The following is a 21530-nucleotide window of genomic DNA, read 5'->3' on the forward strand; positions in this document are numbered from 1 at the left end:
AGAATGATACGATTCTTATTTTTCTCCTTTGTCGTTATGTCCTGTTGCTTCAGGGCAAGCGCACAGCCATCAGCCATCAGCGGTACCCGGGAAGATAAAAAACTAACTACAAAACTGACGAAGGCACTCGACGGATTTCACGGCACGGCAGGGGTATATGTCCGTCACCTGAAAACCAACCGGGTGGCCTCAGTAAACGCAGATTCCTTATTTCCCACTGCCAGCATGATCAAAGTACCTATTATGTGTGGGATATTCGACAAAATAAACAGAGGCGATATCAAATACGACCAGACGCTGTTGTACCGTGACTCGCTTAAATACGACAACGGCATCGTGGGCTCTTTCAGAGACAGTACCAAAATAGGCATACCCAAGGTTATTCACCTGATGATTTCCCAAAGTGACAATACCGGGAGCTTGTGGCTCCAGGCCCTGGCCGGTGGCGGAGCCACCATTAATCAATGGCTCGAACTGAACGGATTTAAAAATACCAAAGTAAATTCCAGAACTCCGGGACGTAAAGAAGGACAGGCAAAGTATGGCTGGGGACAGACCACCCCGCATGAAATGACTGAACTCGTGGCTATGATCCACGATGGAAAAGCAGTTAACGCTGCCGCAAGCGAACGCATGTACCGGTTCCTGGGTATCCAGTTCTGGGACGGAGAAGCGCTCTCGCAAATCCCTCCGTCTATTAAAACCGCAGCCAAGAGCGGAGCCGTTAACCAGGCAAAGTCCGAAGTGGTGGCCGTGCATGCGCCACACGGAGATTATGTTTTTTGTATCACTACTAAAAACCAGCAGGACCAGCGCTGGGAACAAGACAACGAAGGATATGAACTCATCCGTACGATTGCGGCCATCATCTGGCAACACTTTGAACCTAAAAGCAAATGGAAGCCCGATCCGGACAGTCGCAAATTCTGGTTCTGATGGATAGGGAAAGTTCACAGGTCCAGGCTAGGAAACCCGTGAACTTTCTCATAACATGGCCTAGTGCCCTTCACTGGACTCCATTCCCAGGATAGCAAGCCTGTAAGGCGTTGCCGATACTTTTATTTTATTGATTTTGGCTAAATTCTTAATATCGATCTGCAAAAGCTCCCCGGTCTTCGGCTGGGTAACATAGAGGTACCTGGTGGTAGCTTCCAACTGCGGTTTCTGGGTTTCCTCTTTACTGGTTGAGGCGATAACGTTACCGTTTACTTTAAGGGTATTGGTTTTCAGATCAAAAATCCTCACTTCTCCCGAGTGTAACAGAATGACCAGGTTGTTCCCGGCATAATCCACTTTGGCCTGCATTATATCAGTACTTGCCATAACCGGTGTTACGGTATTGGCAGTCACATCTATCAGATAGGCGCCTTTCGCGGCTGTATAACCTATAAATTTCCCAGCTCCTTTTGCTTCCAGAATTGACCCAAACCATGCCGTTTCAAAATCGGCCGGGTGGGCAATCAGACGCTGCGCTCCGTTTTGTTCCACCACAAGTATTCCACTGGATGACCCGAACAAGGATACAGTACCATTGGTAGCATTGCCATGTATCCCCTTGGTCTGAATGGACGACGCGGCGATGGTCTTCCCTGATACGTCAATAATTTTCACTCTTTCGGGTAATACGCCTGCAACAGACCCGTCCTTTTCCGTGATCGCGTAAGTACCGTTGTCAAATTTGGTCATAGCACCGTGATGAGCCACGTTCCCGGCATTGATTGTGGTCATTTTAGCACCCGTCGCGTGAAAATCAGCCTCGTTGGCTATACTCAGTGTACCATCACCATCATTGAAGGTAATGATTTCATCACCCTTACTTTTAAAATGTGTCGGTTTGTTACCATCCCCGATCAAAGCCGCTAATTTGGGAGTGCCTTTGGTATCAACATGGTCTCCATGGCCTTCAAAGCCCGTATCAAAAAGTTGTACGTGATTGTTTGCCCCGTTCACCAATGCACCAAAACGCCCTGCCTGCGTACCATAAAGGGCCGATTTCGGAAATTTTGCTTCAAATTTTTCGACCGATAATTTTACAGGATCTATCAGTGACAATTCCGTCCCCGACTCGTCGTTCACCAAAATCCGGACGTATTTAAATTCTGCGTCATCAACCGGCATGGGGTCTTCTCCTTTGTCCTTCTCACAGGAAGAAAATACCAGCACCAAACCCAAAGCAAGCAGTGTTTTAAATAAATTACTTTTCATATTTAGTTTTTAAAAATGCAACATTGATGCAAATATAAAGAACTCAATACAAAATGCAACAATGATGCATAAATAGATTTAACGAAGCAAAAATGCTCGTCCCGTATGCAGCAAAAGGGAAGAACAGGGAAGAAATAAATGTACGGATGTGCCTTGTATGAGCGTTTCGACAGGCCTCTTCATTGCCGGAGGTGATCAAAAACGCCCTTTTGGGAGGATAAATAAATACCTGAATGCGGGTTCCCCGCATTCAGGTATACTAAGCAGTTGCCCCGTAGAGAACGTTCCTGCTTTCTTTTTTTACAAATGTAATCGGGACAAAGTCATCCGTTGGTGCACCAATGTAATAAACAGTCCATTCAGGGTCATGCTTGGCAAGCATTTCACTGATACAGTCGGCCCGGTGTGCGATGGGGTTCGAACAATCCTGCCAGTAAAAGAGCTCAACACGGTAGTGCAACTGCTGCTTCATACCGTTGATCGTCACCTCGACTTCAATCTCCTGCTTGCCTGGCAAGTTGGGGATGGGGATAGCAATATGGCTCATACTTGTTTTAGGTTATGGTCTGTAACAACCAGGAATATAAATTTCATTACTTGAAACCGGGGGCCACCAGCCGCTCCTGCTTTATTCCGAACGCAACGATTTCACCGGGTTCATTAATGCTGTTTTTAGACTTTGCAAACAGATGGTCAGCAGTGTGATGGTCAGCAACAAAACAGGTGGAATGATAAAAATTGCCCAGCCCAGACCGACGTGGAAAGCATAATTGGTAAGCCAGTCCTTTGCAGCAAAATATATGACGGGAATGGCGATTACGGCTGCGAAACCAACCAGTTTCACAAAATCTCTGGACACCAGCAGCAACAAACCACTCACTGATGCGCCCAGTACTTTGCGTATGCCTATTTCCTTGGTCCGTAGTTTGATTACAAAACTCGAAAGCCCCAGAAGCCCCATGGAAGCAACAATAATGGCCAACACCGCGAAAAGTCCAAAAACGTTGCCCAGCCGGTTATCGGCCTGATATTGCTGATTAAAATAGTCGTCCAGGAAAAAATATTCGTAGGGATTCCCCGGAAAAGCGCTCTTATACGACTCTCCGATATCCGCAATCGTTTTTGAAGCATTGGAAACATTAAGATTCACAGAAATATATTTCCAGTCACTATACGAAGGGTAATAACAAAGAATCGGATCGTATTTCTCTTTGAGCGACCGCTGATGAAAGTTTTTCATTACCCCGATAATCTTACATGGTACATCGGCCTGCCCCAGCCGGAACAACACATCCTGATTAATCGCCTCTTCTGCTGAATGATAACCGAGTGCTTTGACCACCTCTTCATTGATAATGATTTTATTATTGCTGGTATTGTTCAGACTTGAAGAATCAGTGGACACAAAGTTTTTCCCCGCCAGGAGTTCAATTTTATAGGCGGGAATGAAGTTTTCGTCAATCTCCATCAGGTACGTCGTAAAATTATGCTGCTGATCCTGACTGGCCCGCCTCACGCTGTTACGGTAACGAATCATGTTGCCAGGAATGTCGGAAGTGGTGGTGGCACCCAGCACGGATGGAGTCTTCTTCAGTTCGGATTTGAAGTAATTATATCTGCTACTGATGGTGGAATCTGCAATGGCCGGTGTTTTGACGATCAGCACCTGGTCCTTTTTATAGCCCAGATTCCCGTTTCTCATATAATTAAATTGCTTAAAAACAATGAGTGTAGCCGAAATAAGGATGATAGAAAGCGCAAACTGAAAGGAAACCAAAACACGCCTGAGAGAAATTCCCTTACTCGATTTGATCAATGACCCCTTAAGAACAGCGGCCGGCATAAATGACGACAGCGCAAAAGCGGGATACAGACCCACCAATAACGCCCCGAAAATAAAAACTCCAAGCACACTCACCCAGAAAATCGCCTGGGTACCCAATCCGGTTGTAAAAAAACCGGTACTTATTTCCTTGCCTATAAAGGTATTAAAGAACGGGACAAACGAAAAAATAATGACCGTCGCTAGCAACAGGGCCAAACCATTAACCAGAAAGGATTCCAAAAGAAATTGTACGACCAACTGCTCTTTTTCTGCACCCACCACTTTCCTCAGCCCAACCTCCTTGGCCCTTTCCATGGACTTTGCAGTAGACAGATTAATGTAGTTGATCCAGGCGATAAAAAGAATAAATACTCCGATAATAGCCAGGAAGTATATCTCCTTTTCGCTGCCGTTGGCCTCAGCTTCTTTCAAATAATTGGACTTAAGATGAATATCCGAAATGGGCTGTAAATGAAAAGCACAGCCAAAGTTTAATTCCTTCATTTTGGCACCCAGATATTTGTTAATGAATGCAGGAAACTTAGCTTCCAGTTTTTTAACATCTGTTCCGGGTGCCAGTACTACGTAGTTGTAAAATTCCGGCCAGGTCCAGTTATCATTTCCCCAGTTGGGGCCAACAGTAGCAAATGAAATCAGCATATCAAATTTAATATGTGAGTTTTCAGGAATGTCGTCGAAAACCGCCGTCACCTTCATCGGCATACGTCCATTCATTTTAAGTATTTTGCCCACCGGGTTTGTTGTCCCAAAATACTTCTTCGCCTCGGAAGCAGAAATGGCAATGCTGTTAGCTTCTGTCAGGCAGGTATTCCTGTCGCCCAGGACCAGCGGATAAGAAAACACTTTAAAAAATGATGCGTCTGCCAGAAATATCTTGCTTTCGTTAAAAGTTTTAGGTTCGGCATTCAACGCTTCATAGGACATGGTAGAAGCATTCATAAACAGTGAAACACTCACTACCCGAACATAATCTAATACTTCCGGAAAATCAGCCTTCATGGCAGGGCCAACCGCCGGGTGATTGGCGGCAGTGGTCGGAACATTTGCCATGCTGCCGGAATACGAGATAGGAACCCTGTAAATATTAGAAACATTGGTATTGAACCGGTCGTAGTTAGACTCAAAATAGACGTATTGAAAAACGAAGAAGCAGGCGGCTATGCCAATAGCCAGACCAAAAATATTGATAGCAGAGAAGGTCTTATTTCTCCAGAGATTTCGCCGGGCAATTTTCAGATAGTTTTTAAACATGGCTAAAAAAAATTAAATGCTTGTTAAACTTAAGGTAGTAACTCAAAATACGATTCGCCCCTTTGATCTATTCCTCTTTTAAGGACTCAACAGGGTTGGCAATCGCTGCTTTAATGCTCTGAAAACTGATGGTCAGGAATGCGACACCAAGGGCCATACCTGCGGTCGAGGTGAATACCCACCATACAATATCCACCCGATAAGCAAAATCCTTCAGCCATGCATTTACCAGCCACCACGCAACCGGGGTGGCCATCACGATTCCTATCAAAACCAGCCTCAGGAAATCACGGCAAAGCATCGTCACGATCCCACTCACGGATGCGCCCAGTACTTTGCGCAAACCTATTTCCTTAGCCCTTCTTTCAGTAGAATAAGAGGCCAGCCCAAACAATCCAAGACAGGCAATGAAGATTGCCAAAACAGCCAAAATGCTTACTATCCTGCTTACCTGGTCATCAGCACTATAGAGCTCCTCAAAATGTTCGTCCAGAAAAGAATAAGTAAACGGCTGGCCCTTCAACTGGCTTTCCCATGCCGACTGCAAAGCTGCCAGTGCCTGCTGGGTATACTTTCCTTTAATACGCACAGAAAATTCCCTGAACGCCCAGCCTTTTTGATTGTATAAAAACAGGGTTTCAATTGTATGATGTGCCGAATTGAAATTGAAATCTTTGCAAATACCTACAATGGTACCGAGCGAGTCAAAACCAAATCTTTTACCGAGCAGGTCCTCCATCGTCATACCGGGCTCATCCTTTAACATCGTTCTGGCAAGTGTTTCATTCACAATGTAAGCAGTACCATTATCCGCCGCGTCATCCCGGAAATTGCGCCCGGCAACCAGCTTTATCTTGTATAGTGAAAGGTAATCGGGGTCCACCACAACGTGAGACGCAGACATTTCCTTTAATGCCCCTTTTCCCTTGAATTCAATGCCGGTCTGGTTCAGATTATTCCCAAGCCGTTGCCTTGAAGCCGTTACAGCTTCTATGTATGGACTTGAAAGAAACTCCTGCTTTAGGGAAGTATATTTCTGCCAGGAAGTAGTACCCAGGGGGATAACAACTACCTGTTCTTTTTCAAAACCGGGGTTCATCTCACGCATATACCGGAGTTGCAGCACCGCAAACACAGCGGCAATAATCAGGCAGACTGCGCAGCCGAACTGTAAGACAACCAATACATTTCTCAAATTGCTTTTACCAACCCGCAAGGTACCTTTTAACACTTTGATGGTTTCAAAAGAGGATAGAAAAACCGCAGGATATAACCCTGAAATGATGCCGATAAGCACACTTCCGCCAAGCAGCAGAGCCATTAAACCAGGGTTGTTGTATACATCCGGATCCAGTTTTCTCCCGCTTAACTGGACCGCATATAAGACGGAAAATCTGGTCAGTACAAGCGCCAGGGCAAATGCAATAACAGCCAGTAGCACCGACTCACCCAGGAACTGGGTTGCCAGCTGAAATCGCTTTGCACCAATGGATTTACGCACTCCCACCTCTTTGGTACGGCCGGTAGAATGCGCAGTTGACAAATTCATAAAATTGACACAGGCAATCACAAGCACGATGATCGCTATGACCCAAAAAACATCCGTATGATTTTGATCAAACTTTTGGAAGTTGATATAGTCATGCATGATATCACCAGACCCGGCGTGGATAGCTACCAAGGGCTGTAAGAAGAGCTGATAATGTCTGGAATTATCGCCCATATATTTCCTGAGATAGGCGGGAAATTTAGCTTCCAGAGACGCAATATCTACGTTTTGGTCCAGTTCCAGATAGGTCGTGAGCCAGTTGCCATCCCACCTGTTCATCCCCTTGGGATCGGCAGTACGATCCAGTAAAACCAACCCGTCAAACTGCATGTGTGAATGAGCAGGAACACTCGCGGTGATCCCTGTCACTCTGAACGACAGGGTATCGTGCCGGTAATAGGAAACAATCTTACCAACAGGATTTTCATCCCCAAACATTCTTTTCGCCGATTCTTCTGATAGCACAATACTATTGGGATCCTTGAAAACAGTTTTAGTATCTCCTTTCAAAAGTATGAAATTGAACATCTCTAAAAACGAGGTATCCACGCAAAACAGAGACGGCAATTCTGTTAGTTTGCCTTGATACGCTATCGGAGCTTTGTGAATATAATTCACTCTTGTAGCATTCAGGATTTCGGGATATTCCCTTTGCAACGTCGGCGCCATGGGGGGCATCGACAGGGCCACCCGCTGAGGATTTACGCTCCCTTCGAAAGTCTGTATTTCATTGAGCCGGTAAAGGTTCTTTGCATGCATGGTGTCAAAACTCCTTTCGTAAAGAACGAAAAGCATGATTACCATGCAGGTTGCCATACCAACCGAAAGACCCACAATATTAATGACCGAAAAAACCCTGTTTTTCCAGATGTTTCGGATAGCTACTTTCAGATAGTTCTTCAGCATGCGAGGCAGGTTTATGTTATTCGCTCCTCAAAGATTCCACCGGGTTCAGCAATGCTGCTTTTATGCTCTGGAAACTTACCGTGAATAATGCGATGCCTGTTGAAAGTAATCCCGCCAGTGCAAATACCCACCAGGATATCTCTGTATGGTAAGCAAAATCCTGCAACCAGGTGTTCATCCCATACCAGGCTATCGGCGAGGCGATCACGATGGCCAGCAGTACCAGTTTCAGAAAATCATTGGAAAGCAGTAGCACCAGGCTGGGTACGGAGGCGCCCAATACTTTCCTTACCCCTATCTCCTTGGTACGCAGCTCAGCCATAAAGATAGATAACCCTAGCAAGCCAAGGCAGGAAATAAAAATGGCGATCCCGGCAAAAATCCCGAATATCATCTGCTGCGTCTGTTCACGGGTGTACAGCCTCGCAAAGCGCTGATCCAGAAATTCGTATTGAAAAGGCCTGTCAGGATAACGGTTTCTCCATATTTTTTCAAGATGCGAAAGTGCGGTGTTCATATCTTTGCCCGCAATCTGCACAGACAGCCAGTTGAAATTTCCTTTGTTAAGGAGCATCACAACAGGTGCAATTTTCTGATGCAGGGATTCAAAATGATAATCCCTTGTTACCCCGATGATCTGCCCGCGGATATGACCGTATCCAAACCTGTTGCCTATCGCCTTCGCAGGATCTTTCCAGCCAAGCATTTTTGCAGCCGTTTCATTGATGATAAATCCTTCTTTGTCGGTACCATATTCTCTTGAAAAATTCCTCCCGGCCGCCATTTTTATCTTATAAACCGGGATGAAATCTTCATCTACATGGAGAGATTTCAGGACGATGCTGGCAGGCGCCATCGAATCCCCTTTAGCAACATAGGCCTCCCACGAATCCAGTAAACGTCCGGATGGAATCCTTGACGAACGGCCTGTTTCCCCTATGGCAGGACTTTGTTTCATCTCCTGTTTTATAGCTTCATACTTGGTGGAATCCTCCGAAAACGGAATCAGAATAACCTGATCCTTGGTATATCCCAGCTTATAATTTTGTACATACTTCATCTGACTGTACACCACCGCAGTACTGATCATGAGAATAACTGCAATAGCAAACTGAGCCACCACCAATGTCTGGCGCAGCCCGCCATTTTTTAACGCGGTAGTAATCCTCCCCTTTAACACACTGATTGGCTGAAAGGAAGTCATAAAAAACGCAGGATAACTTCCGGCCAGAAATCCGGTGAACAGCGTGATGAATACCATCACACCAACAAAAACCGGATCGGCGAGCATACCGAGGTTCAACTGTTTTTGTGCAAAATTATTCAGGAGCGGTATACAAAGTACCACGATCAACAGAGAGATCATCAGCGCAATACAGACCACTAATATGGATTCACTCAAAAACTGGTAGATGAGCTGACTGCGCTTTGCACCTACCACCTTCCTCATGCCCACTTCCCTGGCACGGCGTGCAGCCCGGGCAGTTGCCAGATTCATGTAATTGATGCAGGCAATCAGCAATATAAAGACCGCAATAGCAGAAAAAAGATAAACATACTGTATATCTCCGTTGGCCTCCATCTCAGAATCAAGATGAGACCGGAGATGGATATCCGTCAGTTTCGTGAGATGGAGCACCGAATAGGTCGAAGCTTTGGGCTCTATATTTCTATTCTGAAATGCGGGAAATGCTTTCACGAGCTTTCCGGCGTCATAATTCGCGGGCAAAAGTAAAAAAGTAGAAAATGAATTATTTCCCCAATTGGTGCGAAGCTCCTCGGCTCCGTATACCCTGCTGTCGTTCAGGGTGGAAAATGATACCAAAAAATCAGGATGAAATGATGACTGGGCCGGTAATGGTTCAAAAACACCGGTCACTGTATAATTCAGTTGGTTATCCAGCCGCACCGACTTGCCTAACGGGTTCTCTTTTCCAAAATATTTTTCCGCCATAGGCCTGGAAAACATGATGGAAAACGGATTCTCAAGTGCCTTGTCAGGATTCCCTTGTAATACATTAAAACTGAATACCTTGAAAATATTCTGTTCCGCAGCATACATATTTTCTTCATTGAACACATGCTCACCATAGGTTATAAGCGCCCCCGTTCCCAACATTCTGACTACTTCCTCCACCTCCGGAAAATCCTGCTTGATCAGCGGCCCAAAAGGTGGGGCAGCATGCCCCAAACGAAGCGACACCGTGCCATCCTTCGCCAAAAATGTCCTGGACAACCGGTAAATCCTGTCAGCATTGCTATGGTGCCGGTCATAGCTGAGCTCATCTTTTACGTACAGCGCCAGCAGCAAAAAGCAGGACAAGCCTATGGCTATACCTGTTATGTTGATCAGACTAAAAGTTTTATACCTTAAAAGATTCCTATATGCAATTCTGAAATAATTTTTTAACATGGCAATAGATGCTTTTATACGGGTAGCTAAAAAGGAATAATATGTACTTGCGCCGCTAATAAAGCTATGCCAACAAATTAAACTACTATGTATCAAATATTTAAATAAATCAAAATTACAAAATCCGTTCATTTTCGGACAGATTTGTTCGGATATGGATTCCGAAACCGCATAAGATACTGATCAGGACTCCATCCTGATCAATCCGAAGTGATCAGATAATATCTTGCACGAGGCACAAAAAAAGCACCGGTAAAAAACCGGTGCCCAGGTGTTATTACAATCGCCCTCCCTATTCCGACCGAAGCGATTGCACAGGGTCCATCAGTGCTGCCTTTACGGATTGATAAGAGATCGTAAGTAATGCCACAAGCGTGGAAAGAAGGCCAGAAATACCTAACATCCACCAGGAAATACTGATTTTGTACTCAAAACCCTGCAACCATTTGTCCATCCCGTACCAGGCAAGTGGCATGGCAATGATGATTGCAATCATCACCAGTTTTAAGAATTCCCTGGACAAAAGTGCTGTGATACCAATTACAGATGCTCCGAGTACTTTACGAACGCCGATTTCCTTTGTCCGTTGTTCAGCAGTAAACATTGCCAGTCCAAATAATCCCAGACATGCCACAAAAATAGTCAGCCCTGCAAAAATACCCAGGATCTGTCCTGTTTTCATCTCTGCCTTGTAAGTATCGTTAAATCGTTCGTCCAGGAAAGAATAACTGAATGGATTTTCGGGCCGGAATGCGTCCCATTTTTCCTTTATCCGTGCCAGAAGATTGTTCATATCCTTCGTTTTAATTTTAACGATTGTTATTCCTGCTTCACCGCCCAAGGTCATGACCAGGGGAGTGATCCGCTCGTGCAGCGAACGGAAATGAAAATCTTTTACTACTCCAATCACATGAAAGGTGTTGGTATTACCTTCGTTATCCCTTCGGCTAATGGTATGGTTCAGTGCATTTTTTTTCCATCCAAGCATTTTAGCGGCCGTTTCATTGAGAATGACGCTGGCTGAATCATTCCCGAAATCCTTGGAAAAGTTGCGTCCGTATGCCATTTCCATGTTTAAGGTAGGTATGTAGTTATGGTCCACTTCATAACGCAAGGTTTTTACCAGCGTGGTATTACGCCCATCCGGATACACCAGATAGTTGTTATTGTAGGAAGGGCCTGCCGGAAGATAACCCGACGAGGTTACATTGACCACGCCCGGCTCTGCCAGCAGTTCTTCCTGAAACACCTGCTGATTTTTACCAAGAGACCACGTATCCAGCACCAGTACCTGATCTTTGCTGTACCCCAGCTTTTTATTCTGGATATATTTGAGCTGCTGATAAACTACCGTAGTCCCGATCATCAGCATAATTGAAATGCAGAATTGCACCACTACCAACCCGCTTCGCAGGCCAATACTACCCTTACCGGATGTAAATTTTCCCTTCAGAACTGAAATCGGTTTAAACGAGGAAAGAAAAAAAGCAGGGTAACTCCCGGCCAATATGCCAACACATAATCCAAAAACCAGCAGGCTGGGTATGAGCGCCTGAACAGCATCCAGCCGAAGCGTCAGAGCTTTACCGGATAATTCATTAAACAGAGGAAGCGCGAGTAATCCGAAGACAACGGATAACACCAATGCAAACGAAGTAAGCAAAATGGACTCGAGTAAGAATTGTAAAACCAACTCTTTTTTCTCTGAACCCATCACCTTCCTTACGCCCACCTCACGCGCCCGTTTAGAAGCACCGGCTGTTGAAAGATTCATGAAGTTAATACAGGCTATCACCAGCATGATAATGGCCACGGCCCCAAAAATATAAACGTACCTGATATCGCCGGCATTCCCGAGGTCATACCCAAAATCAGAGTGAAGGTGTATGTCGGTCAGTGGCTGCAGATACAAGCCCAGATGGTTACCACTTTTCCGGAGTTCGTCCATGGTGATGCCCATCGCTTTTTTTACCTGAGGGCCCATGTATTTATCAACTGTTAGCGGCAACTTGGCTTCCAGTTTCCGGTAGTCATACCCCTTTTGTAGTACCAGGTAGGTAAAAAACTCTGATACCATCCAGGAGGGCGATCGGGCTTCTTCCAGACCCGCCATGGAAAGAAAAATATCAAAGTGAAAGGACGAATTTGCAGGTACCTTTTCTATTACACCGGTCACCTTATAGGTGATATCAGACCCTTTGAAAACCAAAGTCTTACCTATCGGATCCTGCTTTCCAAAGTATTTTTCTGCAAGTTCCCTGGTAATAACCAAGGTATTTGGTTCAAGTAATGCAGTCCTGGAATCGCCCTTAATAAGCGGCAGCGTAAAAACCTGAAAAAAATTGGAATCCGCAAAGGCCATTTCATCACCGTTATATTGTTTGTCTCCGATCAACACTTTAGGGAAACCTGCCTGGCGTAAACGGGTAGCCTGTAGTACTTCAGGGTAATCGTTTTTCAAAGCCTGGGCCACCGGAGGCATAATATGGGACTCATTTATTTTCCCGCCCTGCATGGTGCCCTTGAAATAAACACGGACGATCTGGTCAGCTTTTTCATTATAACGATCAAAGCTTAGTTCGTCCAGCACATAAAGGCTGATGAGCATGCAGGAAGCCAGTCCAAATGCCAGTCCCACGATATTAATTGCGGAAAATGCTTTGTTTTTCAGGAGGTTCCGCCAGGCAATTTTAAAATAGTTTTTTAACATGAGCGCGTTGGTTTTCGTTTTATGACATCGGAAAGCCGGCCTGGAGCAGTCCCGCTTTCCGATGCTATTTTATTTGTGGCTAATAAATTCCGTTTTGCAAAGATACTGCAATACCATACCCGGTACATTGCATTACATAGTTCTTTGTATAAAATCAATACCAACTCGAACTGATACCGCCTTAGAAATCTCTTCTCTACCTCTGCCATCAATCACAAAACACTCAAAATCAATATATTAATAATAAAATGACTTATACAGAAATTTTTCCGGGATCATCCTTTCAAGAGCAAAACAAGCGGATCTTGTTCGGATTCGGACAGTTTTGTACGTAAACGGGCGGTACCCGGGGGGATCATCAAAAACCCTCCGGCAAACCATTGCAGCTTACCAGAGGGTTATCAAAATATTCATGGCTATTTCAATCGTCAGCCTCTTTCGAAACCTCTTCCCTTATGGTTGTTCTTATTCTGGTTATTAAACTTCCCGCCGTGCTGATAAGCCATCAGACGTTGCCGTTGCGCAGCTGTTAAAACCGACAGGATCTCCTGCTGTTTATCCTGTTCTAGCTTTTGAGTACTCTGCCGCGTCTGGAATCGTTTACCGTTGGCCGCAATTCTGTCATATTTATTTTCAATTTTTTTGATCTCATTTTCCTGTTTCCGGCTCAGGTTGACAATTCGATCCAGCTTGTCGATCTGATACTCTTCGACTTTATTATCGATCCGGCTGTTTTTCACCACTGTTGCATATTCCCCTTTTACAGAATAGACAGACTGAGCGAAGCTATTTTCAATTCCAAAAATGGCTGCTATTGCGATTACTAAGATTGTCTTTTTCATGGTTGCTCGTTGTTAAATTGTTTGTTAATGATGGTTAGAGGGGCCTTTTCAGGCAACGTTTAAATGCCGGAAAGCGCAATCTACCGTCAGGAAATAATAACAGACCAGCAGGGGATTTTAATCGACGAAATGGAGGATGCGCCACCACGACGTGCAGATACATCAGGTCCTGCTCATGTTTTAACTAATATATCCGTTCATTTTCGCAGTTCATTCAGCAAGCCGCTTAAATTGAGGGCGCGGGTATACATCTCAATGGTACCGTCTTCCTGATAGGGCCACTCTTCTTTTGGCCGGTCCCAGTAAAGTTCAACACCATTCTGATCGGGGTCATTGAGATACAAAGCCTCCGAAACACCATGGTCACTGGCCCCCGTCAGCGGGTAGTTGGCCAGCAGCAGCCGGTTGTAAATCACTGCCAGGTCTTTCCGGGTGGGATAAACAATAGCCGTATGGAAAAGGCCTACACTATGGCGGTCAGCCGGCGGGGCATCTTTACTGTACCAAGTGTTGAGCCCGATGTGATGGTGATACCCGCCAGCCGAAATAAAAACCGCCTGATTTCCATAACGCATCGTGATTTCAAAACCCAGCAAATCACAATAAAAATGCAGGGCACGATCCAGATCAGCCACTTTAAGATGTACGTGACCGATGCGGGTCTGGGCAGGAACTGTATAATCCGGTTGCATAAATTAAGGGTACGTTTTACATACTAAAATTACCCTTAATATTACTGAATATCTGCTTACTCCAAACCGTTTACTGCTAATTCAACCCTAATTTCCATTCTGGACATCATCATTCCGGATACCTCTTTTGTTCTTCTTGATGGCATCCTTTAGTTTACCGAATTTGTAATTGAGGCTCAGATTGCCAGAGCGGAAGTAATCGCGGCGATCTGTATATTGTGTAAAATCCGGCCCGAATACTTCCCTGTGATCTTTCCGGAATTTATTAAAGGGATTACTGATGGACGCAGAAAACGACAGTTTATCCTTCAATAAATCCTTGCTCACGCTGAACGAAGTACTGAGCATGGTGTTGGATGTTCCCTGAAATTGTAGACTCGGACCGTTTGCATTCAGGTTGGCATTGACCCTCCAGTCATGCTCCAAACGGTAACCGGTTGAGAAAGAAAGCTGATACATCAGTCCTTTGTTTTTGATTAATATGTTATTCACAACTCCTTCCACCATACCATAGGCAGCCCGGGTATTCATGCTGAAATTCCATCTCTTGGTAATCGGATAATTGATATTTAAATTGGCCTGAGGCAGTTTGGCTGTTCCGGTATTCCCAAAAGAGGTTCGGGTAATATTAGTGGTGGAATCATAAACGGATACCGGGAATATCAGATCCTTGAAAAAGGTAAAACCCAAGCCAACGTTAACCGATAGTTTTTTCGACCAGTTGTATGCCAGCTGAAGATCATTGACGTTTGCGGGTCTCAGATCAGGATTTCCTGTTCTTTCAAAATTCGGGTTCGATTTATCTACAAAAGGATTAAGCTGATAAATACCCGGCCGCTGAATCCGCTGGGTATATCCCAGGTTAATAGCGCTATTCCCTTTTAGTTTCCTGTTGACGGAAACCGACGGAATTACATTAAAATAATCTCTTGTAACTTTTGAATCCGTAGAAATGAAGTTGGCCCGTATAACCGTTTCTTCAATCCTGGCACCGGCTTTGATACTCCAGTTTTTAAAGTTATACTGATAGGTATTGTAAGCCCCAAATACATTTTGCGTATTCTTGAATTTATTACTCAGCCCCGGCTGAATTTCATACTCCCCGGTTTCATCATTTTCGGACCAGTTTTGAAAATCGCTTTGGTTATCCCGCATGATCGCCTTAAGGCCGGCCTCAATAGTTATCTTTTTTACTGGATATACGTAATCAACCTGAAAAGTCTGTTCTGCAAAATGCTGATCGTTGATCTGCCGGTAATCGGGCATGTCATAATTTAAACGTTGGGTGATGGACAGGTTGTTTCTCTGGTTGTTGTTATAAGTAAAATACCGGTAAGAAAATGTAAGCAGCCGGTTTTTATCAGCCCTGGAAGTGCGTTGGTAGTTGAGGGCTCCATCCCATCCGTTGCCATTTCCGTGGTTGTTATTGCTAAGCAAGTAATTCTGCAAAACGCCGTTAACGGAGGTGAGTATACTTTTCTGATTGGCCAGTCCATCGTAGCTGTTGCCATTGATATTGAACTGTCCTGAAAGCAGATTGAGCGTATCTATTTCATACGTAAGCTCATATCCCAGATAGGCCCCTCTGCTATCTGACCGGTTACTTCCGTTTTGCGTTAACAGGGTGGGCTCGGTACCTGTGGTATTTCTGGTGTTGATATTACTGATAAGCGGCGTGTTGTAAATACTGGCACCTCCAAAGGCCGACATACCCAATTTCCCGAGCTTGGCCGAGAAGGAGCCTCCGGCGCCCGGGCCACCCACCGGAAATCTTTCGTTCACATTGATAGACCCGTTGTAGCCGTTGTCAATTTTCTTGTTGGTGATGATATTAATAATCCCGGCAAGGCCCTCGGCATCATATTTTGCCGGTGGCGTTGTAATCACTTCAATACGTACAATGGATGAAGCCGGCATACTTCTCAAAATTTCCTTATAACTTCTTTCCACCATACTGGAAGGTTTTCCGTTGATAAGTATCTTAAAATCTGTATTACCTTTCAGCGCAATGTTATCGTCCGAATCCAGAGAAAGCAGCGGTACCTTCCGCATCATTTCCAACACGCTGAATACCTTGCTCTCGGGATCAGCCTGCATATCGTAGGAAATACGGTCCACTTCCTGCGTGACAACCGGTTTTGTAGCAGTCACCGTAACTTCCTTCAAACCAACGGCCAATGTACTGATTTTCACCTGGCCCAATTCAAGTACCTTTTGTGTAGAGTCGGTAAGGTCCGCCACAAGGATTTTGGTTCGGTATCCCACACCCACGATCGCAACAGTGTATTTCGCCGGTTTTATTCCGGAAAAAGAAAACGACCCGTCGGCCTTGCTGTAATCTACTTTCACAACAGTGTTCTTATCGGCCATCAGATTAACCGTAATAAAATCAAGCTTTTTCTGTGAGGCAGAATCCGCGATGTACCCGGCAATTTCATATCCGGTTACAGGGCTCTGAGCGACGGCAACGGAGCCAGAAAACAGGAAAGCACCGGCGAGCAGTAAGAGGTTCAGCAAAATTAATTTCATGTTCATAGTAAAATTTTAAATGGCTAACAGATCAAAAAGGCAATAGGTATCTTCTTCGAAAACGGGTGGCTTTCTGGTGACAGCGGGTATATCAGTACTTGTTATTTTGTTATTTAATATCTCATTACCAATAGTTTACAGCTCCTATCATCTTGTATCGAAGCTGACGTCGACGATACAAATGTATATCAAGGTACTATGCTAAACAAGGTACCATGCGAAAGATTATTCAGTAAATGATAAGCGGTATCATTTTGGGATGACCGGTAAAGAGGTGCTGGTTACCTGGTTAGGAATAAACTATTTTGAACATCGCAGAGCTTCCCATGAGATACGAAACAAAGGAATAGCGGTCGTTGAAAGTACCCGTTCCATAATGGCTCCGGGGAGAACTTTTGTCTCATCACACAAAAATGTCCGCTTCCCCACGTTTTAACGTTTGAAAGCGGACAAAAGAGAGTTATTAAATTAACCCCGGCGATTATACCGGTCAAATTTCTGGCCTTGCTGATAGGCCATCAATCTTTGGCGTTGTATAGGAGTCAGTACGGAAAGGATATCCTGCTGTTTTTGCCAGGCAAGTTGTTTCAAATTTACCGGTCTGCGGCCCGCCATGAGTCTGTCATAGCGGTTTTCGATCTTTTTGATCTTATTTTCCTGCTTACGCGTCAGATTCACGATATGGTCCAGCTTATTGATCTGGAACTCTTCGTATGCATTGTCGATCCGGGCATTGACTGCCGGGCGGTTTCCGTAGGGATGAACGCGTTGGGCAAAGCTGCTGCCAATACCAAGGGTAGCTATAACGGCGATTGCTAAGATGGTCTTTTTCATGGTTTCCAGTGTTTAAATTGTTTGTTATGTAGCTTAGAACACTGTTCCAGGATTTCGTTTAATGCAGAGAAAGGGCCAATCTGCCAAATGGCACTTGTTGCAGATGAGCAGGTATTGAGAATCGACAAACCGGCCGGATCGGCTCGATTCCTATGCATCAAAATTCACCACTTCGTAGTCGTTGATTTTATTGAGCATCACGTGTGTGTACTGGCCATTTTCGGATCGTTCATACATCGGGAGAAAACGCGCTCCAAATATCATTTCCTGCTGTGTATAAGAAGTACGTTGCTGCACGGTATTGGAAAAATGATCATCAAAAGCCCGGATGGAAACCATAAGTTCCAGCTTTCCTTCAAAAAAATCCTGATCGGTAAAACCGGAAAAGGGACTATTGTCATCCAGCGGATGAACGATCGTCCAGCTGATCGCCATCGAATTGATTTTGTTCATTTCCAGGGTAAGCTGGTAGAATTTTGTTTGTGTTTTGCCATTTTCTGTCAGGTGGACGGCAGCGGTCACTTCTGCTTCCGCATTGGTCAGGTGGTTATTTTTATAGGTCGCAAGCCGAAACATCAGCGCTTTCCCTCTTTTATACGGGGCAATCAGCACATTATGGCTAAAACGAATGTATGCCTGCGGTCTTGAAAACCGGGCATAAAATATACCAGTTACCAGCGCGAAGGACATGATTCCAATAAAAGACTCAATGGAGGCAACCACGTTGGTCACAAAACCTACCGGACTGATATGTCCATACCCAACGGTGGTGAGTGTTTGGGAACTAAAAAAGAACGCCTGCAGATAACGTTCCAGCACACTCGTGGCCGACTGCGATCCGGCAAGGCTATCGGCTCCCAGAAAAAAATAGATGGACGCAAACAGGATATTGAGGCTGGTGTAAATGGCAAAAACAGTCAGGATAAAAGTAACGCGTGACATACGCAGCAGCGAATGGTAAATGCTGATACGTTCATAGAACGGCAAGCCCATTTTACGAAGATTGGTACTGCCGTCGCGGTTTACCAGCCGCCTTCCTTCGGCTGCACTATTAGGACTGAAACCGGTATTGTCTACGGATTTTTTTTGCTTATCGGATAAAGATGCACGACTCATTATAAAGATACCGGCTAGATATTTGATGAAGTTACTGAATATTCTTCAAAACAGTATCTATCCGGTATAATCAAAAAAAGTAGTTTTTCGCTCACGTTTTCAGGCTTCACGAAAGTTAAGCGATTATTCCGGTGCTAACAGACATCTATAATATGAGTACCTCACTCCGATTTTAAAGATTTCACCGGATTGGTAATCGCTGCTTTAATAGCCTGCGTACTTACTGTCACCAAGGCAATAATCACAGCCAGAATACCTGCTGATACAAACATCCACCACTGGATGCTGATCTTGTAAGCAAAATCCTGTAACCATTGACTCATCACATACCAGGTCAGCGGCGTTGCTATCACAATGGAAACCGCCACCAGTTTAATAAAATCTCGTGAAAGCAACCCTACTATACTTCCCACGGAAGCCCCGAGTACCTTACGAACACCAATTTCTTTGATACGCTGCTGGGCTGCAAATGCTGCCAGACCAAACAAACCAAGGCATGAGATCAAAATTGAAATTACGGTGAAGGAATTTACAATGCGTGCCGTACGGGTATCTGCCGTGTAATTTCTCTGAAAGTCTTCATTCAGAAAGCTGTAAGCAAACGGTTCATCTGGAATCAGAGATTTCCATCTGGCTTCAAGAAATGCCAGAACCTTACTGATATCTTTAGTATTCACGTGTGAGATCAGATAATTATACTGAAGATCAGAACTCAGGAAAAAAGCATACGGCTCAATAGCCTGATGCAGATCCTGAAAGTGAAAATCCTTTACAACACCCACAATTTCCATAGATCCCAATGGCTGGTTCTCACCCTGGTTAAAATGAAGCGTCTGGCCAACGGCTTTCGCCAGTGGAATGGCAAATTTTCGTAAAGTGGCTTCGTTTACCACCATTTTATAATTTGTGTCGCCTGGGAATTCTGCCGAAAACATTCTTCCCGACGCCATTTCAAAACCCATGGTATGCATGAAATCAGGTGCTACCCAGTTGGTTTTAACCGTACCATCCTCATTGACGCTTTGTCCGGGAAGGAATAAGTTCATGTCACTTGGATTCAGTATACCCGGGTAATAAGAGGTTCCGGAGGCGCCGGTTACCTGGTTATTCTGAAGAATTTCATGCCGGAGAGCATCGTACTGCTTTCTGGATTCCTGGCTCCTGAGCGGGATTACAATTTGCTGATCCTTAGTAAAACCCAAAGGCTGATTCCGCATGAATTTAATTTGCTCCTGGATCACCATCGTCGCCACAACAAGCCCGATTGAGATTACAAACTGAAATACTACCAGCCCGCGTCTGAGCGCAGTTGCCGAAACGGAATTGACGAACTTTCCCTTGATGACATCCAGGGGATTAAATACTGACAAATAAAATGCAGGATAACTTCCCGCCAGCAGCCCCGTCATCAAAGCCAGCAGGATAAAGGCAAGTACGATTTGCGGTTTAAATAGGTCCGACAGATTTAAACTTTTATCGGCCATCTGGTTAAAACCCGGCAGGCATACCACAACAAAAAAGATGGCGGTTACTAATGCTAAAAAGGTAAAAACCATTGACTCCCCCAGGAATTGCCCCACCAATCCATTCCTACCTGCACCCATTACCTTCCGCATGCCTACTTCCGCCGCGCGTTTTGCAGAACGGGCGGTAGAGAGATTCATAAAGTTGATACAGGCAATGAGCAAAGTAAAGAGTGCAATGGAACCAAGCACATACAGATAGGTGGTGCTGGTGGTAGGCGTTACAATTTTTTCAATCGGGCTGAAAAGATGAATATCCGCTACCGGAAGAAGAAATAATTTCTTTTCAAAGCCCGCCATTTTCAAATCCTTTCTTGCATACTTTTCAATAAAAGAGGGAAGCTTGTCCCCGAATTTCTCAGCACTCGTCCCCGGTTTCAGCCGGAGATAAGTGTAAAACATATTGTTATTGGTAAAATTCAGGTCCGATTGCCTTAAATAGTTCCCTACCCAACCCGCATGAATGGAGATAAAATACCTGGCATCAATATGAGAGCGGGCACTTTCATCCCGGTATACACCGGTCACCATAAAGTTTTCATTATTGCCGGACTTACCTCCTATCCTGATGGTCTTGTTCAGGGCAGATTCTTCACCGAACAGCTTTTTTGCAACTTCTTCCGACAACACAACCGAGTGAGGATCATTCAACGAAGTTGCAGGGTTTCCTTCCAGAAAATGGTAAGTAAATACATCAAAAAAGGTAGAGTCAACATGAATTCCCTTGGTCTCATAAAATGACTTTACCGTTTTGCGCGATTCCTGAACACTCAGTAATGTCTTATCCTCAAGGAAATTCTGCCAAAGCCGGGTTACCTGTATTACTTCCGGAAACTCTGTCTTAACCGCTTGTGCATAAGGTGCCGGAGCCCGCGGGTTATCCATCTTGTCCCCGTTCGACTGCACATTTTCACTTCTTAAAAGATACAGATCGTTAACATACTTCTGATGTTTATCAAATGAAATTTCGCTGAGGATATAAAGTAGCAGCAACATGCAGCACGTCATCCCGACAGATAAGCCAAATACGTTAATGGCAGAGAACAGCTTGCTTTTGAGCAGGTTCCTCCAGGCAAGTTTAAGATAGTTTTTTACCATGGCTAAGCGATTAAAG

The 21530-nt window shown here is 44.7% G+C and carries 13 protein-coding genes; 1 reads left to right on the forward strand and 12 read right to left on the reverse strand.

Annotation, left to right across the window (positions count from 1 at the left end; translation table 11 throughout):
• The first annotated feature begins 3 nt into the window (after positions 1-3).
• The gene (locus tag KOE27_RS15090) at positions 4-936 is read left to right on the forward strand and encodes a serine hydrolase (RefSeq protein ID WP_215239689.1); all 933 of its coding nucleotides are present in this window, start codon (positions 4-6) and stop codon (positions 934-936) included.
• A 60-nt stretch (positions 937-996) separates the two neighbouring features.
• Here KOE27_RS15090 and KOE27_RS15095 read toward each other — a convergent pair whose 3' ends face one another.
• From KOE27_RS15095 to KOE27_RS15150, 12 genes are all read right to left on the reverse strand, one after another.
• Entirely contained in the window at positions 997-2205 is a 1209-nt protein-coding gene (locus tag KOE27_RS15095; RefSeq protein WP_215239690.1) for a hypothetical protein, read from the reverse strand.
• A 259-nt stretch (positions 2206-2464) separates the two neighbouring features.
• Positions 2465-2752 carry a hypothetical protein gene (locus KOE27_RS15100; protein WP_215239691.1) on the reverse strand — a complete coding sequence of 96 codons (288 nt, stop codon included), beginning with the start codon at positions 2750-2752 and terminating at the stop codon, positions 2465-2467.
• A gap of 81 nt (positions 2753-2833) precedes the next feature.
• Positions 2834-5302, reverse strand: a complete 2469-nt coding sequence (locus KOE27_RS15105) for an ABC transporter permease (RefSeq protein ID WP_215239692.1) — start codon at positions 5300-5302, stop codon at positions 2834-2836.
• A 67-nt stretch (positions 5303-5369) separates the two neighbouring features.
• Positions 5370-7757 (reverse strand): ABC transporter permease, encoded by a 2388-nt coding sequence (locus KOE27_RS15110; RefSeq protein ID WP_215239693.1) that lies wholly within the window; start codon positions 7755-7757, stop codon positions 5370-5372.
• A gap of 16 nt (positions 7758-7773) precedes the next feature.
• On the reverse strand, positions 7774-10170 hold the full coding sequence (locus KOE27_RS15115; protein ID WP_215239694.1) for an ABC transporter permease: 2397 nt from the start codon (positions 10168-10170) through the stop codon (positions 7774-7776).
• A gap of 292 nt (positions 10171-10462) precedes the next feature.
• Positions 10463-12880: an ABC transporter permease gene (locus tag KOE27_RS15120; protein WP_215239695.1), complete on the reverse strand. Its 2418-nt coding sequence runs from the start codon at positions 12878-12880 to the stop codon at positions 10463-10465.
• A 428-nt stretch (positions 12881-13308) separates the two neighbouring features.
• Positions 13309-13722, reverse strand: coding sequence for a hypothetical protein (locus KOE27_RS15125; RefSeq protein WP_215239696.1), 414 nt, complete (start codon positions 13720-13722; stop codon positions 13309-13311).
• A gap of 197 nt (positions 13723-13919) precedes the next feature.
• Complete coding sequence (locus tag KOE27_RS15130; RefSeq protein WP_215239697.1) at positions 13920-14414, reverse strand: VOC family protein; 495 nt, start codon at positions 14412-14414, stop codon at positions 13920-13922.
• An 87-nt stretch (positions 14415-14501) separates the two neighbouring features.
• Positions 14502-16943, reverse strand: a complete 2442-nt coding sequence (locus KOE27_RS15135) for an outer membrane beta-barrel family protein (RefSeq protein ID WP_215239698.1) — start codon at positions 16941-16943, stop codon at positions 14502-14504.
• A 468-nt stretch (positions 16944-17411) separates the two neighbouring features.
• The gene (locus KOE27_RS15140; RefSeq protein ID WP_215239699.1) at positions 17412-17777 is read right to left on the reverse strand and encodes a hypothetical protein; all 366 of its coding nucleotides are present in this window, start codon (positions 17775-17777) and stop codon (positions 17412-17414) included.
• A 150-nt stretch (positions 17778-17927) separates the two neighbouring features.
• Positions 17928-18893 (reverse strand): ion channel, encoded by a 966-nt coding sequence (locus KOE27_RS15145; protein WP_215239700.1) that lies wholly within the window; start codon positions 18891-18893, stop codon positions 17928-17930.
• A 161-nt stretch (positions 18894-19054) separates the two neighbouring features.
• Positions 19055-21514: an ABC transporter permease gene (locus tag KOE27_RS15150; RefSeq protein ID WP_215239701.1), complete on the reverse strand. Its 2460-nt coding sequence runs from the start codon at positions 21512-21514 to the stop codon at positions 19055-19057.
• Positions 21515-21530: the final 16 nt, after the last annotated feature.

It is taken from the genome of Dyadobacter sp. CECT 9275, assembly GCF_907164905.1.
GTDB classification, from domain to species: Bacteria; Bacteroidota; Bacteroidia; order Cytophagales; family Spirosomataceae; genus Dyadobacter; species Dyadobacter helix.

What these genes read in the sequence shown, in the direction of transcription:
- KOE27_RS15090 (WP_215239689.1), top strand. Translation starts at nt 4, where the DNA reads ATGATACGATTCTTATTTTTCTCCTTTGTCGTTATGTCCTGTTGCTTC.
- KOE27_RS15095 (WP_215239690.1), bottom strand. Translation starts at nt 2,205, where the DNA reads ATGAAAAGTAATTTATTTAAAACACTGCTTGCTTTGGGTTTGGTGCTG.
- KOE27_RS15100 (WP_215239691.1), bottom strand. Translation starts at nt 2,752, where the DNA reads ATGAGCCATATTGCTATCCCCATCCCCAACTTGCCAGGCAAGCAGGAG.
- KOE27_RS15105 (WP_215239692.1), bottom strand. Translation starts at nt 5,302, where the DNA reads ATGTTTAAAAACTATCTGAAAATTGCCCGGCGAAATCTCTGGAGAAAT.
- KOE27_RS15110 (WP_215239693.1), bottom strand. Translation starts at nt 7,757, where the DNA reads ATGCTGAAGAACTATCTGAAAGTAGCTATCCGAAACATCTGGAAAAAC.
- KOE27_RS15115 (WP_215239694.1), bottom strand. Translation starts at nt 10,170, where the DNA reads ATGTTAAAAAATTATTTCAGAATTGCATATAGGAATCTTTTAAGGTAT.
- KOE27_RS15120 (WP_215239695.1), bottom strand. Translation starts at nt 12,880, where the DNA reads ATGTTAAAAAACTATTTTAAAATTGCCTGGCGGAACCTCCTGAAAAAC.
- KOE27_RS15125 (WP_215239696.1), bottom strand. Translation starts at nt 13,722, where the DNA reads ATGAAAAAGACAATCTTAGTAATCGCAATAGCAGCCATTTTTGGAATT.
- KOE27_RS15130 (WP_215239697.1), bottom strand. Translation starts at nt 14,414, where the DNA reads ATGCAACCGGATTATACAGTTCCTGCCCAGACCCGCATCGGTCACGTA.
- KOE27_RS15135 (WP_215239698.1), bottom strand. Translation starts at nt 16,943, where the DNA reads ATGAAATTAATTTTGCTGAACCTCTTACTGCTCGCCGGTGCTTTCCTG.
- KOE27_RS15140 (WP_215239699.1), bottom strand. Translation starts at nt 17,777, where the DNA reads ATGAAAAAGACCATCTTAGCAATCGCCGTTATAGCTACCCTTGGTATT.
- KOE27_RS15145 (WP_215239700.1), bottom strand. Translation starts at nt 18,893, where the DNA reads ATGAGTCGTGCATCTTTATCCGATAAGCAAAAAAAATCCGTAGACAAT.
- KOE27_RS15150 (WP_215239701.1), bottom strand. Translation starts at nt 21,514, where the DNA reads ATGGTAAAAAACTATCTTAAACTTGCCTGGAGGAACCTGCTCAAAAGC.